The sequence below is a fragment of the Anaerobacillus sp. QJM3NY_32 genome, from assembly GCF_056173645.1.
Genome location: NZ_CM149684.1, coordinates 2,110,051 through 2,124,929, shown reverse-complemented (window position 1 = coordinate 2,124,929; position 14,879 = coordinate 2,110,051). Strand labels below are relative to the sequence as shown.

The window sequence follows — 14,879 nt, the reverse complement described above, 5'->3', positions numbered from 1 at the left end:
AAAGGAGTGATGTGATGCTAAGCGTATTTGAGGCCCTGTCGTTAATGGTCAGCTTTTCCGCTCTTGTGCTCGCCATCATCCACACGAAAGATCGTTCATCCTAACAAAGTGAAAAAGCACCCCTTCGGTGATGACCCCCGGAAGTTAGTTTTAACTCTAACTTTCGGGGTCACTACCTTCATAGGAGTGCTTTTTTATTTCAATTAAGGCATGACAGTTTTATTCATAAGATAACGATCGGTCTCGCGTGCAACGCCGCGACCTTCATTTATCGCCCATACAATGAGACTCTGTCCTCTGCGAACATCACCTGCTGCAAAAACACCATCAACGTTTGTGCGATAGTCTTCGAATTCAGCCTTCGCTCGTTTCCGATTGTCCTGCTCTACTTCAAAATGTTCGAGAACCCCTTCTTCAGGTCCAGTAAATCCAATAGCAATGAAGACAAGCTCAACTGGCCAAACTTGCTCTGTACCAGGGAGTTCTTTCATGAACACATTGCCCATCTTATCAACATGCTTTTCGATTGTAACCGTATGAAGTTCCTTCACATTGCCATCTTCGTCACCAACGAATTTTTTCGTCATGATGGAATATTGACGAGGATCTTCCCCGTGCTCTGCTTGCGCTTCTTCATAAGCATAGTCAAGAGTAAAAACCTTAGGGAATTCTGGCCAAGGATTATCGATCATACGGTCGGCAGTTAGCTGCGGGTGTTTACCAAATTGGTGTACACTTTTGCAACCGTGTCTGAGCGCAGTTGCCACGCAGTCCGCTCCAGTATCTCCGCCACCGATAACAATAACATTTTTACCTTCTGCAGAAACATACTTGTTATCTTGAAGCTTAGAATCAAGCAAACTTTTCGTATTCTGTCTTAAATAATCCATGGCATAATGAATGCCACCGAGCTTACGACCTTCAATCGGAAGATCACGGTGCTTTTGAGCACCTGTACAAAGAATTACAGCATCATGCTGATCACGAAGCTCATCTTGTGTGACATCTTTTCCAATTTCGGTATTCGCAATAAAGGTTACTCCCTCATCTTCAAGAAGCTTCACACGTCGTTCAACTAATTCTTTATCAAGCTTCATATTAGGAATACCGTACATTAGTAAACCACCAATACGATCGTCACGCTCAAATACAGTGACAGTATGACCAGCTTTATTTAGCTGATCGGCCGCTGCTAAACCAGCAGGACCTGACCCTACAATGGCAATCTTCTTACCTGTACGATTTTTGGGAGGCTGGGGTGTCATCCAACCTTCTGCAAACCCGCGATCAATAATTTCCTTCTCGATGCTTTTTATTGCAACAGCGTCGTCAGGAATAGCTGCTACGCAGGCTCCCTCACACGGTGCCGGGCAAACTCTACCGGTGAATTCCGGAAAGTTATTCGTTTTAAGAAGTCGATCTAGCGCATCTTTCCATTTCCCTTGATATACAAGGTGATTCCATTCAGGAATCAAATTATAAAGTGGACAACCCGATGCACTCCCATTTAGTTCTATACCTGAGTGGCAGAAGGGCGTGCCACAATCCATGCAGCGTGCCCCTTGCGTTTTCAGATTTTCTTCAGATTGAGGAAGCTGGTATTCTTCCCAATCTTTTAAACGTGTTGAATGATCTCTTTCACGTGCTTTTTCTCTAGGATAGTCTAAAAAACCTGTTGGCTTACCCAATCGAATACCTCCCCTTATACCGGTTCCAAGTCGCTTTGACGTGGCTTCATTTGACCGTTCTTAGCCTGTTGGAACACCTCATATGCTGCGTCGTCATCTTCATAGCCTTTTTCTTTCAATTCTTCTAATGATTCTGTGACTCTTTTAAATTCTTTCGGAATTACTTTCACGATCTTCCCGACAACTTCATTCCAGTTTTGAATGAAACGGATCGCTTTTGGACTATCAGTAAAGTATGCATGCTGCTGAATCATATGCTTCACTTCAAGAATCTCGTCATAGTTACGTAGTGATTCAATGTGAACCATTTCAGCATTTACATTGCGCTTAAACGCCTCCTGGTCATCTGAAAGAACATAGGCAATTCCACCTGACATACCTGCTGCAAAGTTCTTCCCGGTCTCGCCAAGAACAACAACACGGCCACCTGTCATATATTCACATCCGTTGTCTCCAATACCTTCAACAACCGCACTTGCACCACTATTTCTCACACAGAATCGCTCTCCTGCGAGACCACTAATATAAGCTTCACCTGAAGTTGCTCCGTAGAAAGCAACGTTACCTACAATTGTATTTTCATCACGAGCAAATTCAGCTTTAGCTGACGGATGGATGATCAGTTTCCCACCTGATAACCCTTTACCTACATAATCATTTGCATCGCCTTCTAGTTGCATTGTGACGCCATTTGGTACGAAGGCTCCAAAACTTTGACCTGCTGAACCTGTGAAGTGTAAGCGAATCATATCTTCTGGAAGTCCTTCTGCGCCATAGCGCTTCGTAATTTCATGTCCTAGTAGAGCACCTGCAACGCGGTTTGTATTTCTAATAACATAAGATCCCTCAAATGGCTTCTGTTCTTCGAGCGCACCGAGTGCTGCAGGAATAATTGACGTATTGTCAAGTGCAGCTTCTAACTTGTGATCCTGATCACGCTGTTTGAAGCGTCCAACCTCTTCTGACACATGCGGCTGATAGAGAAGCGGTTTTAGATCAAGGTATCTTGCTTTCCAGTGATCTTTCGTGCGACGACTTACTTTCAGTACATCCGTACGTCCAATCATTTCCTCGATTGTTCTAAAGCCTAGCTCAGCCATGATTTCGCGAACTTCTTGTGCAATAAACTGCATGTAGTTCACGACGTGATCCGGATTCCCCATAAATTTCTTACGTAGTTCAGGGTTTTGAGTAGCTACACCAACCGGGCACGTATCAAGATGGCACGCTCTCATAAGAATACAACCAAGAACGACTAGCGGTGCTGTCGAGAATCCAAATTCTTCAGCGCCTAGAATAGCTGCCATCACGACGTCGCGACCAGTCATCATTTTTCCATCAGCTTCTAGAACAACACGATCACGTAAATCATTTAATACGAGTGTTTGATGCGTCTCCGCTAGACCAAGTTCCCATGGAAGACCAGCGTGTTTGATACTCGTTCTTGGAGATGCTCCTGTTCCACCCTCATATCCGCTAATGAGAATAACATCTGCAAGCCCTTTAGCTACACCTGCAGCAATCGTACCAACGCCTGCTTTTGAAACTAGCTTTACGTTAATTCGTGCAGATGGATTTGCATTCTTTAAATCATGAATTAGCTGGGCAAGATCCTCAATCGAATAAATATCATGGTGTGGAGGTGGTGAAATCAGTCCAACACCTGGAGTCGAGCCACGAACTTCAGCAATCCAAGGGTATACTTTCTTCCCTGGTAGCTGACCACCTTCACCAGGCTTCGCACCTTGTGCCATTTTAATTTGAATTTCATCTGCATTGCTTAAGTAGTAGCTTGATACACCAAATCGACCTGATGCTACCTGTTTAATAGAGCTTCGACGAAGATCACCATTTTCATCAGGAGTGAAACGAGAAGGGTCCTCTCCACCTTCACCGCTATTGCTACGTCCACCTATACGGTTCATTGCAATCGCAAGAGCTTCGTGAGCTTCACCACTTAAGGCACCATAGCTCATTGCACCCGTTTTAAACCTACGAGTAATCGATTCAACACTTTCAACCTCATCAATCGAGATCGCATCTTTCGAACCAAAATCAATCGCCTGTCTTAAATAAGTGAGATTCTCTTCTAACGCCATGCCAGAGAATTTCTTATATAATTCATAGTTATTACTTCTTGCAGCGTGTTGGAGTGTATGAATGGTTTTCGGATTGAATGAATGGTGCTCTCCCCCATTTCTCCACTGCAGTTCACTACCTGTTTCAAGTGTAAGATCACTATATTCAGAATCATGATAAGCAAAGTGATGCCTCATTAACGTTTCTGTTGCAATAACATCGATTGGAATACCATCAATTTGCGAAGCTGTACCAGCAAAATAACGATCAATTACTTCGTTACTAACTCCAATTGCCTCGAAAATTTGCGCTCCTCGATAGCTTTGAATTGTTGAAATGCCCATTTTGGACATCACTTTTACAATTCCAGTTGTCGCAGCATCAATATAATTATCAATGGCATCTTCGAAAGAAAAGCCCTCAATCGTCCCGTCGTTAATCATATGGTCAATCGAGTCATAAGCAGCATATGGATAAATGGCGTCTGCTCCGTAACCAACTAACATAGCAAACTGATGAACGTCCCTAGCTTCACCTGTTTCTACGATCAAACTTACTTTCGTACGCGTCTCGCGTTTAATCAAGTGGTGATGTAGGCCACTTAGAGCAAGTAAAGACGGAATCGCCGCTTTCTCATGATTCACTCCAAAATCGGAGAGAACAAGTATGCTTTTCCCGTTTTTAATTGCGCGATCAGCTTTACGGAATAACGCCAGAAGTGCATGCTCCATTTCCGTTTCACCACGTGCTGCATTAAACAATAAACTAAGTGTTTCAGGATGAAAGTCCTCTTCGTCTAATGCCTTAATCGCTTCAAATCGACTATCTGTTAAAATAGGTGTTTCAAGACGAATTCTTCTAGCGCTTCCCGGTTTTGTTTCAAGTAAATTTCCTTCAGGGCCAAGCAGCGTCATTGTTGAAGTAACGGATTCTTCTCGAATCGAATCAATTGGTGGATTCGTTACTTGAGCAAACAACTGTTTAAAGTAGTTAAACAGTAACTGTGGTCGCTCAGAAAGAACAGCTAATGGAACATCATTTCCCATTGAGCCAATCGGATCCTTTTTCTCAGTAACCATCGGCGCGATATTTTTTGTAAGTTCTTCATATGTGTATCCAAAAGCACGCTGTGTTTGGACGAGTTCTTTCTCATCTATCTGTCTTGTCTTCACTTTTTCTGGTGAAAGACTCATAAGGTTTTCATCAAGCCATTTACGATAAGGTTGATCAGTCGCAATTTGCGCTTTAATCTCCTCATCTTCAACAAGGCGCTTTTCCTCTAGATCGAGTAGTAGCATTTTCCCAGGACTTAAACGGCCTTTTTCTGAAATTTTCTCTTCTTCTATTTCGATAACGCCAACTTCAGAAGAAAGAATAAACGTGTCGTCGTTTGTGATCACGTATCGTGCAGGACGCAAACCATTACGATCAAGCATCGCTCCTATTTGACGACCGTTAGTAAACGCAATAGCTGTTGGACCATCCCATGGCTCCATCAATGTACTATGATACTCATAAAAGGCTTTCTTTGGATCCAGCATCGTAGTATCACGGTCCCATGGCTCTGGAATCATCATCATAGCCGCATGTGGTAATGAACGGCCTGAGAGATTCAAGAATTCAAGACAGTTATCTAATGAAGAGGAGTCACTTCCATTTGGACGAACAATTGGAGCAATGTCTTTCATGTCATCTCCAAATACTTCCGATTGAAGAGCTCCTTCCCTTGCTCTCATCCAGTTCACATTTCCACGAAGAGTATTGATCTCCCCATTATGAATAAGATAACGGTTTGGATGAGCACGATCCCAGCTTGGGAAAGTATTTGTACTAAAGCGTGAGTGCACCATTGAAAAAGCTGATTTAAAACTAGGATCTTTCAAATCAAGATAAAATTGATCCAGCTGTTCTGGTGTTAACATCCCTTTATAAACAATCGTATCTTTGGAGAAGCTCGCTGCATAATACTTTGTTTTTGATAACTGTGAATCTTGAGCGACTTGCTTCTCTGCTTTTTTACGAATAACGTATAATTTACGTTCAAATTCTTCAGCTGAAATATCGCTTTTCTTAATAAAGACCTGTCGAATGACAGGCTGAGCAATACATGCTGCTTCTCCAATTGTCGTTTCATCTACAGGAACCGTTCTCCAGCCAATAAACTCTTGACCTGCTTCCTTGATTGCTTTCTCAACAATTTGTTTTGCACGCTGTCTCAGCTGATTATCTACCGGAAGGAACATCATTCCTACTCCGTACTCACCTTTATCTGGTAGGTTGAACCCTGAATTCTTTTTGAAAAACTCGTGTGGAATCTGTAACATAATACCCGCACCGTCACCCGTGTCAGGATCGCTTCCCTGCCCTCCTCGGTGATCTAGCTGGCGTAACATATAGACTCCTTTTTCAATAATGTCGTGTGCAGGCACATTATTTATATTGGCGATCAGTCCGATGCCACAAGCGTCATGCTCATGAATTGGATCATATAATCCTTGTTTCTCTGGAAAGTTACTTCTATCCATAATCCCACTCCTCGCTCTTATCCCAATTCATTATGGTTTCTCGCTTTAACGCCATAACGTCGAAATTGTTTAAATATTCTACACTTATTGTACATTGCTTTAACCAATGCTTCCAATATATAATTTAGATATAATTAATCTAATATTGATATGAATCAAAGGAGAGATTGCTTTAAATGGAACTCAGGCAACTGTATTATTTTATGGAAGTCGCGAAACGGGAGCATGTGACAGACGCAGCTAATTCCCTTCACGTCGCACAATCAGCTGTAAGTAGACAAATTGCCAACCTTGAATCTGAGCTTGGAGTGCAGTTATTTATTCGAGAAGGACGGAATGTAAAGCTAACACAAGTAGGACATATTTTTATGGATCATGCTGAAACGGCCATTTCAGAAATCGAACGCGCGAGACAAGCTGTATATGAATTTTTAAATCCTGATACAGGGACGATTCGAATTGGATTTCCAAACAGCCTTGCCGCTAAAACATTACCTACCGTTATTTCTGCATTTCGAAAGGAGCATCCAAGCGTTGGATTTCAATTAAGACAGGGATCTGTACAAGATCTTACCGATGCAGTAAGTAAAGGGGAGATAGATATTGCTTTCGTGTCCCCAGTGCCGAAAGATCGAACTGATGTTGATGGACATATTTTCTTCACAGAAAAACTTTTAGCCCTCCTCCCTATATCTCATCCCCTGGCCGATTATCCAATGCTACGGCTCGGACAATTAAAAAATGAACCATTTGTGCTGTTTCGCTCTGGTTATGCCCTGCATCATCTCGTTACTTCAGCCTGCCAGCAAGTTGGATTCAAACCACGTATTGCATTTGAAGGTGAAGATATCGATACGATTAAAGGACTAGTTGCAGCTGGACTTGGCGTAAGTCTACTACCAGAGATTACCCTATCTGAGCAGCTCCCAGGTGAGACAGTCAAAATTGAGTTATCAGAGCCAAACGTCACGAGAACAGTCGGCGTCATTATCCCGCAAGGAAGAGAGTTAGCTCCTTCTGAAAGAAAGTTTTTTGAATTTCTTACCCATTTTTATGAAGTTCTTAACCGATTTGGACAATAAAAAAACCATGTCGAGCGTATACGCTCGACATGGTTTTTTAAATCAATTAACTTTGTGAGGCTTTTGCCGGCATTTTTAGAAAGACGCCGAGAATAAGTCCAGTTAGAAATATAACCGAAGCAGCTAGATACATATGCTCATATCCTGATAGAATCATATCCCTTACTCCATCCGTTATTTTGCTACCGCTAAATGTACTTGAACCTGAAGTCGCAATGAATCCTGCAAGGATAACAGGACCAAGCGACGTGCCAACAGATCTAAATAAACTTACTAAAGAAAGCGCTGCGCCAGCTTCTCGATCAGGAGTTAACTCAAGGATAATGTAATTAAGCGGTGTGCCCATTGTAAATCCAATCCCAACACCAGACAGCACCATACCAAGCGAAAGGGTTAGCCATCCATCTGCTAGATAAGTAAAGACGAGTGAGCCAAGAAGACTTAATGAAAATCCTAATAACACGACTTGTTTGGCGCCCCACTTATCAAGAAGAACACCACCTATAGGTGCTGCAAATCCAGAAGCAACGGCTAAAATTGTCATCACATAACCACCCTGGCCCCTTGATAATGACAAGATAATTTCAGAGAATGACGGTACGAAAATCATACTAATTATCCCAATGCCGGTAATCGTTGAAATAAGTAATGCGAGAACAATATTCCGATCAGTAAAGTAGCTTAATTTCAGTATAGGGTCTGCGGCCGCTTTTTCGACCTTGATCAAAGGGTAAATAAGCACAAGACTGATAAGTAACAATGGCCATACAAGCAATGATTGGATGGATTGAAGAAATTCACTCGTTTCAAGGTTGGTTAGACCTAGTAAAAGGGACACAATTAGAAATGATAGAACAAGCGCCCCACCCCAATCAAGTGAAGGTTTCTTACTCTCTGTTCGGTCATCCGGAAGTTTAAGTCCCATTATGATAATTACAACGGCAATTGGAAGGTTGATAAAGAAAATCCAGCGCCAGCTAAGCTGTGCAACGAAGAACCCCCCTACGTTCGGTCCTAGTATAGTTGCTACGCCAAACATAGCACCAACTAAACCAAGGGCCATACCTCGCTTTTCTTTCGGGAAACTACTTCCAATTACAGCATTCGCTATTGGTATGATTCCCCCTCCACCGAGGGCTTGAATCGCTCTCCCTGCTAATAGAACAGGCAGTGATTGACTAAATCCCGCAAGAAGGGAACCTAGTGCAAATAATGTAATCCCAGCAAGAAAAATACGCTTTCTTCCAAATAAGTCAGCAAGTTTTCCTACAATCGGCATGCTAACCGCATAAACAAGTGTATAGATTGTAACGACCCAAACTGTCCATTTCAAATCAATGCCAAGATCTTCTATAAGCGTTGTTAAGGCAGGAGAAACGATCCCTGAATCAAGCGCGCCTAGAAAAACACCTAATAAGAATGTAATTAAAATAAACCGAAGTTTTTTATCCACGGCAAAACCATCCCCTTCATATTCATATGTGTATTATCACATATGAATATGAAGGACTTCAACTTTTAAATGGCCATAAAAAGCTATTTACGAAGATGGCCATAACAGGTTTTTCAAGTCCTCATAATTAGTAACATATAGATCAGCGCCTGAAGAATCATTCTGAAATAAACACGTTTTCATTCCCACTTCTTTAGCAGGAAGAATATCGAGTACTCTGTCACCAACGGCAAGATCAAGCTGATGCTTGTTATTCAAATGGTGATAGGAAGCAGGATCAGGCTTACGTGGAAATCCATCATCTCCGGCAACAAGATCAGCGAAATAATGCTCCATATTAAAATACTTTAAAATCGTGATCACCTCTTCACGCGGTTTATGAGTCATAATGACATTTAATTCAGCTTTTTGAAGAATTGTTTTCAAACCTGGAAATGGTGGTTTATCTTCTGGTGACAAGGCATTATCCATTTCACGAAACGTTTTAATTTGTTCTTCAGTTAAATGAAACACTTCCGTTGCATGACGAAAAGACACTTTTAGCTCTTTTAAAATATCTTCTTCCTTTACATCTTTAGAAACTAATTCTTTCATTACTTTTGTAAAAGCAGGGTATGTATCAAATAATGTGCCATCAAAATCCCATAGAATCTTCACTTACTATTCACTCCTTATTAGTTATACAACAAGTTAGCTTAATCTCGTGGGTAAACGATCAATAAGAATCATTGTTATTCTTCATTATAAAGAAAAGCCGCTCGTATTTTGAGCGGCTTCCTACATTAAAATTGTGTTTTTTCTTCAAGAAAGCTTTTCAGTTCAGAAATCGGCATTCTCTTTTGTTCCATTGTGTCACGGTCACGAATCGTCACTTGTTGGTCTTCAACAGAATCAAAATCAAATGTAATAGCGTACGGTGTACCAACTTCATCATGACGACGGTAACGTTTACCAATTGAGCCAGCCTCATCATAATCAACCATAAAGTATTTCGAAAGTTCCGCATGAACAGCACGCGCTTCTTCAGAAAGCTTCTTAGATAGAGGGAATACAGCAGCTTTAAACGGAGCGATCGCTGGATGGAAGTGCATCACACTTCTAGTTGTGCCATCTTCAAGCTCCTGTTCCTCATATGCTTCAATCAAGAAAGCAAGAGTGACGCGGTCAGCACCAAGTGAAGGCTCAATGCAATAAGGCACATACTTCTCCCCTGTTTGTTGATCGTGATAAGTGAAATCTTCATTGGAATGTTCCATATGCTGCTTTAAGTCGTAATCTGTTCGTGAAGCAACACCCCAAAGTTCGCCCCAGCCAAATGGGAACTTGTACTCGATATCAGTTGTTGCATTACTATAATGCGACAGCTCATCTTCTGCATGCTCACGCAGTCGGATGCTATCTTCTTTTACACCAAGATTTAGAAGCCAGTTTTTGCAGTACTCTTTCCAATACTCATGCCACTCTAATTCGTTACCTGGCTTACAGAAGAATTCAAGCTCCATTTGTTCAAATTCACGAGTACGGAATGTAAAGTTACCTGGTGTAATTTCATTTCGGAAGCTTTTTCCAACTTGCGCAATACCAAAAGGCACTTTCTTACGCATAGAGCGTTGAACATTTTTAAAGTTTACAAAGATTCCCTGCGCCGTTTCTGGGCGAAGGTAAATTTCACTCGTGCTCGATTTAGTTACACCTTGATGGGTTTTAAACATAAGATCAAATTGACGAATTTCTGTGAAATCTTCACTGCCACACTCAGGGCAAGTAATATGATTTTCTTTCATCAAACGCTCCATTTCTTCAAATGAAAGGCCGTCTGCAATCATGTCCTCTTCATCAGTAGAAAGAGCGTCCTCAATTAATTTATCTGCACGATGACGTGTTTTACAGCTTTTGCAATCAATTAAAGGATCATTGAAATTACCTAAATGACCTGAAGCTTCCCACGTTTTTGGATTCATTAGAATGGCGGCATCTAGACCACTGTTATAAGGTGATTCTTGAACAAACTTCTTCCACCATGCATCTTTAATATTTTTCTTAAGTTCTACACCAAGTGGTCCATAATCCCACGTATTTGCTAGTCCACCGTAAATATCAGAACCAGGGAAAATAAATCCTCTGTGCTTTGATACTGAAACGATCTGATCCATTGAAATTGTCATGTCATTCTCTCCTTTTTTCTCAATCAATATAAAAAGCTCCCAATCCATGGACAAAAAATGTCCAGGGACGAGAGCTTATGCACCCGCGGTTCCACCCTAGTTGATGCAAATAAGGCATCCACTTTGAGAAACGTAACTCCAGACTGCCGTTTCATCAGACCTCGTTCGGGCTTCCACCGTCCCCGAATCGCTAAAGTCAAGGTTATTCTGACTACTATTTATCCTTCATAGTTAGTATGGTTTATGTATGCAATTGATATGACATATGATACAAAAAATATTGCCCTAAAGTCAAGGATTATTCATTTCACACCGTATTTGCTTTCATCAAAGCTTATCACAAAAAAACGACCTTAAAGGTCGTCATTCATTTATGTATATTCATAGATGTCGGTTTTTGTCTTGTCTTAAGAATGCCTGTACCTCTTCTTTCTTCAATCCAAGTTCCCTGGCAGCCCTCATGAGAATAACCCATTCTTGATCAAGTACCTTCTTAGGCTTAGGTTTCGCCATGGTCATTCTTTTCTCCTCCTTCTTGGGTTTTCCAGGAGGACCAGCCGTCATCGTTGGAGAACCAACATTAGACCTGTGTCTTTGCGTCCCACCCTTTAGGATGGTTTGCCCTTGTCTGGAGAATTCAGAAATGACACATTCCGACCTTAAACTTACAAAACACACAGCTTTTTAGTGAATAAATGCGATTATCGAGAAGTTTGACGTTATATGCTACTAATATACCAGTTATCTGATGAAAATTCAAAATATTTTTAAATTTTCATTTCTATTTCTAACATCCTAGGATTTCACTCATATCCTAACTGTATTCCCTGAATATATTTTTCACAAAGGAAGAGTGATATGCAGAGAAATCATATTAGTACCGCCTGGAGCGGCAAACATGTTGTACTACTTCGTTGTGAACCCACCTCTAGTACCGTAAAAACCATGTATAAAAGTCTTCATGCCCCAACAGAACCATTACATCCCCATTGTAGTGAGACACTTTCTACTTACCTTAGCATTGGATATACAGTTGCATTTGTTCATTCATTAATCGACGGCTCCATTGAATATGTTCTAACAAAATAAAAGAAGGTTGCCTTCGCAACCTTCTCTTTTGTTTAGAATTGACTTAAATATTCTTTCACCTGATCTGGATTTTTGGTATTCGCACTATGCAAGTGACCAATCTTTTTGCCGTCTTTATAGACAAGAAGGCTCGGGATACCCATAACATCATTTTCCTCTGTAATTTCAGGGAATTGTTCAATATCGATTTGAGCCCATTGTTTTTCATGATGAGCATTCATTATATCATCAATAAAAAAGTCAAGGCGCTTGCAATCCGGGCACCAGTTAGCTTCATATTTTAGAATGGATACGTCATTATTGTTAATGAATGACTGATAAGAATCAGCTGTTTCAATCTTCTTCATGATTATCTCTCCTTCACCTATATCTTCATTAACAATTATATCGAAATAATCATTGAATGTCTGTAAGAAAGCTTACGTTATTTCACACTAAGATAGTGCAAACTGAAAAGCTGTTCTTGATCAGTCCATGTTTTCATTGATGTGAAACCTGAATTCTCTGCTAACAGTTTAAATTCCTCTAGACTATATTTATAGGAATTCTCCGTATGAATCGTTTCATGGTTCTCAAAATGGATATGTTGATCACCAACGGTCACCATTTGCTCTAGCATACTGACAAGATGCATCTCAACCCTTCCCAGATTAGCATTATAATAGGCGTAATGCTCAAACTGATCTAGGGAGAAATTCGCCCCTAACGAAAGATTCAAATGACGAAGCATGTTTAAATTAAACTTTGCAGTTACTCCCTTGCTATCATTATAAGCACGATGCAGAAGAGATGGTGATTTCTTTAGATCAACTCCAATTAATAATCCATCATTACTTGATAGTGTACTCGAAATTCTTGATAAAAACCTTTCTGCTTCTTGCTTCTCAAAATTACCGATTGTAGAACCGGGAAAAAAGACCGTCTTTTTTTTAGAAGGATCAAGCAGATGTTCCGGCAGATGAAAGGCATTTGTATAATCCGCAACAATACCAGTAATTTTAATGTTAGGATAATCAAATGCCAATTGTGCTGCAGACTCTTTCAAAAATGTTTTCGATATATCAATAGGACTATATTCTTGAATCAATCCAGATTCAAGAAGAAGTCTGATTTTGCGACTTGCCCCACTTCCAAATTCAATAACCCTAGATTCTTCGCCAATGTAAGCAAGAATATCATCAAGAGACTCTTCCATTATTCCAAGTTCCGTTCGAGTCGGATAATATTCTTCTAGCTGTGTGATTTCTTCAAATAGCTCAGATCCATATTGATCATAAAGAAATTTAGGCTCAAGCTTCTTATTAGGAGCTGTCAATCCCTTTAAAACTTCTTGAAGTCGATCAGATTGTTCTGGTAAAAGATCAACTAGCTGAATACTTGGCGAAGTTTTTATCATAGCTCATCATCTGCAAGACGAATGCCGGTAAATTGCCAGCGTTTATCTGGACCAAAGAAATTTCGATAGGTCGGGCGAATATGAGTTACGGAGGTAACACATGATCCGCCTCTTAGAATCATCTGACTGCTCATGAATTTTGCATTATACTCACCCAACGCCCCGTCAAGCGGTTTATTACCTGGGTAAGGCATATAAGGACTTTTCGTCCATTCCCACACATCTCCATAGGCTTTTTTAATTATACCTTCATTTTTCTTGACCGATGCGACGGGATGATAGATGCCATCTTCAACAAAATTACCCGCAATCGGCTGATCGCGAACTGCAAGTTCCCATTCGGACTCAGAAGGAAGTCTTTTACCTACAAAGCTTGCATATGCTTCAGCTTCGTAGTAGCTAATATGTGTAACAGGTTCTTCTAAATTTAGTGGAACTAACCCATGAAGCGTAAAGGTATACCACTCCCCATCCTTTTCAACCCAATGCAACGGTGCTTGCCAATTTTCTTTCTTTACTGTTGCCCAACCATCTGATAACCAGTAGGTCGCTTCTTTATAACCACCAGCTTTAATAAACGCAAGATATTCCCCGTTCGTTACTGTTCTAGTCGCTAACTTAAATGGCTCAAGCCAAGATTTATGTATTGGACGTTCATTATCAAAGGAAAAACCATCATCTTCATTTATACCCGTTTCAATCAGCCCTCCCTCAAATGAGATCCATTCTAATGGTGTAGCTTTTTCTTTAGAATTAACCTCAAGTGAACGGTAGACGGGTTTCAATGGATTAATGGAAAAATTATATTTAATGTCTGTCATTAAAAGCTCTTGATGCTGTTGCTCGTGATTCAATCCGATTTCTACTAAATCAGCAACTTGGTGAAGTTTACTATCGTCAATTTCTTGAATAAGAGTAACCATTTCTTCATCAATATCAGATCGATAGCTTCTAACTTTATCTATACTTGGCCTGCTCAGCAAGCCTCTTGCATGGCGAGGGAAATAACTTCCTACACTTTCATAGTAAGAGTTAAATAAGTATTCGAATTCTTCGTGAAACGACTTGTAATTTTCACAGTATTCTTTCAGAATAAACGTTTCAAAAAACCACGTCGTGTGGGCCATGTGCCATTTGGGAGGACTTACATCTGGAATCGATTGAATAGTGAAATCCTCCGTTTCAAGTGGTTCCACTAAGGTGTTCGTCATTGTGCGTGTTGCTTCATAAGCATGAAGCAATTGTTTTCGTAATTCGTTTAATTGAATGGATTGTTGTACCATAAGTTCCTCCCCCAAAATCTTAATAATTTATGAACATAAAGTTTTACCCTAGTTTTAACTAAATTAAACATTTAAAGACATATTCCTGTTTCGAAGAGAACATTTAATATATCTTTAAA

General features: G+C 40.5%; 12 protein-coding genes and 1 riboswitch. Of the genes, 3 read left to right on the top strand and 9 right to left on the bottom strand.

Going from position 1 to position 14,879, the window contains the following annotated elements; translation table 11 throughout:
- Positions 1 to 14: 14 nt before the first annotated feature.
- Positions 15 to 104, top strand: coding sequence for a putative holin-like toxin (locus AC0VYH_RS11320; protein WP_224880206.1), 90 nt, complete (start codon positions 15 to 17; stop codon positions 102 to 104).
- Positions 105 to 203: 99 nt separating this feature from the next.
- On the opposite strand, the gene AC0VYH_RS11315 is transcribed toward AC0VYH_RS11320, so the two are convergent.
- Complete coding sequence (locus AC0VYH_RS11315) at positions 204 to 1,688, bottom strand: glutamate synthase subunit beta (protein ID WP_475367398.1); 1,485 nt, start codon at positions 1,686 to 1,688, stop codon at positions 204 to 206.
- Between the two features lie 14 nt (positions 1,689 to 1,702).
- Positions 1,703 to 6,292, bottom strand: coding sequence for a glutamate synthase large subunit (gene gltB / locus AC0VYH_RS11310; protein ID WP_475368995.1), 4,590 nt, complete (start codon positions 6,290 to 6,292; stop codon positions 1,703 to 1,705).
- A 176-nt stretch (positions 6,293 to 6,468) separates the two neighbouring features.
- Here gltB and gltC point away from each other — a divergent pair, with 176 nt between their 5' ends.
- Positions 6,469 to 7,374 (top strand): glutamate biosynthesis transcriptional regulator GltC, encoded by a 906-nt coding sequence (gene gltC, locus AC0VYH_RS11305; RefSeq protein WP_194221638.1) that lies wholly within the window; start codon positions 6,469 to 6,471, stop codon positions 7,372 to 7,374.
- Between the two features lie 46 nt (positions 7,375 to 7,420).
- On the opposite strand, the gene AC0VYH_RS11300 is transcribed toward gltC, so the two are convergent.
- From AC0VYH_RS11300 to AC0VYH_RS11285, 4 genes are all read right to left on the bottom strand, one after another.
- Entirely contained in the window at positions 7,421 to 8,827 is a 1,407-nt protein-coding gene (locus tag AC0VYH_RS11300; protein ID WP_475367396.1) for an MFS transporter, read from the bottom strand.
- Between the two features lie 87 nt (positions 8,828 to 8,914).
- Positions 8,915 to 9,484: an HAD-IA family hydrolase gene (locus AC0VYH_RS11295; RefSeq protein ID WP_226613073.1), complete on the bottom strand. Its 570-nt coding sequence runs from the start codon at positions 9,482 to 9,484 to the stop codon at positions 8,915 to 8,917.
- Between the two features lie 125 nt (positions 9,485 to 9,609).
- Positions 9,610 to 10,992, bottom strand: a complete 1,383-nt coding sequence (locus AC0VYH_RS11290; RefSeq protein WP_194221635.1) for a glycine--tRNA ligase — start codon at positions 10,990 to 10,992, stop codon at positions 9,610 to 9,612.
- A gap of 381 nt (positions 10,993 to 11,373) precedes the next feature.
- On the bottom strand, positions 11,374 to 11,511 hold the full coding sequence (locus AC0VYH_RS11285) for an anti-repressor SinI family protein (RefSeq protein ID WP_475367394.1): 138 nt from the start codon (positions 11,509 to 11,511) through the stop codon (positions 11,374 to 11,376).
- A 25-nt stretch (positions 11,512 to 11,536) separates the two neighbouring features.
- Positions 11,537 to 11,625: riboswitch (cyclic di-GMP riboswitch) on the bottom strand.
- A gap of 225 nt (positions 11,626 to 11,850) precedes the next feature.
- Here AC0VYH_RS11285 and AC0VYH_RS11280 point away from each other — a divergent pair.
- Positions 11,851 to 12,081, top strand: coding sequence for a hypothetical protein (locus tag AC0VYH_RS11280; RefSeq protein WP_475367393.1), 231 nt, complete (start codon positions 11,851 to 11,853; stop codon positions 12,079 to 12,081).
- 32 nt (positions 12,082 to 12,113) lie between these two features.
- Here AC0VYH_RS11280 and AC0VYH_RS11275 read toward each other — a convergent pair whose 3' ends face one another.
- The 3 genes from AC0VYH_RS11275 to egtB form a co-directional block, all read right to left on the bottom strand.
- Positions 12,114 to 12,428, bottom strand: a complete 315-nt coding sequence (locus tag AC0VYH_RS11275) for a thioredoxin family protein (RefSeq protein ID WP_194221634.1) — start codon at positions 12,426 to 12,428, stop codon at positions 12,114 to 12,116.
- A gap of 77 nt (positions 12,429 to 12,505) precedes the next feature.
- Positions 12,506 to 13,477: an L-histidine N(alpha)-methyltransferase gene (gene egtD, locus AC0VYH_RS11270; protein WP_475373758.1), complete on the bottom strand. Its 972-nt coding sequence runs from the start codon at positions 13,475 to 13,477 to the stop codon at positions 12,506 to 12,508.
- Entirely contained in the window at positions 13,474 to 14,760 is a 1,287-nt protein-coding gene (egtB, locus tag AC0VYH_RS11265; RefSeq protein WP_475373757.1) for an ergothioneine biosynthesis protein EgtB, read from the bottom strand. Before egtB ends, egtD begins: the two co-directional genes overlap by 4 nt.
- Positions 14,761 to 14,879: the final 119 nt, after the last annotated feature.

Excerpts from the sequence above, each read along its gene's own strand:
- AC0VYH_RS11285 (WP_475367394.1), bottom strand. The coding sequence starts at position 11,511 with ATGACCATGGCGAAACCTAAGCCTAAGAAGGTACTTGATCAAGAATGG.
- egtB (WP_475373757.1), bottom strand. The coding sequence starts at position 14,760 with ATGGTACAACAATCCATTCAATTAAACGAATTACGAAAACAATTGCTT.
- AC0VYH_RS11320 (WP_224880206.1), top strand. The coding sequence starts at position 15 with ATGCTAAGCGTATTTGAGGCCCTGTCGTTAATGGTCAGCTTTTCCGCT.
- AC0VYH_RS11290 (WP_194221635.1), bottom strand. The coding sequence starts at position 10,992 with ATGACAATTTCAATGGATCAGATCGTTTCAGTATCAAAGCACAGAGGA.
- gltC (WP_194221638.1), top strand. The coding sequence starts at position 6,469 with ATGGAACTCAGGCAACTGTATTATTTTATGGAAGTCGCGAAACGGGAG.
- egtD (WP_475373758.1), bottom strand. The coding sequence starts at position 13,477 with ATGATAAAAACTTCGCCAAGTATTCAGCTAGTTGATCTTTTACCAGAA.
- gltB (WP_475368995.1), bottom strand. The coding sequence starts at position 6,292 with ATGGATAGAAGTAACTTTCCAGAGAAACAAGGATTATATGATCCAATT.
- AC0VYH_RS11275 (WP_194221634.1), bottom strand. The coding sequence starts at position 12,428 with ATGAAGAAGATTGAAACAGCTGATTCTTATCAGTCATTCATTAACAAT.
- AC0VYH_RS11280 (WP_475367393.1), top strand. The coding sequence starts at position 11,851 with ATGCAGAGAAATCATATTAGTACCGCCTGGAGCGGCAAACATGTTGTA.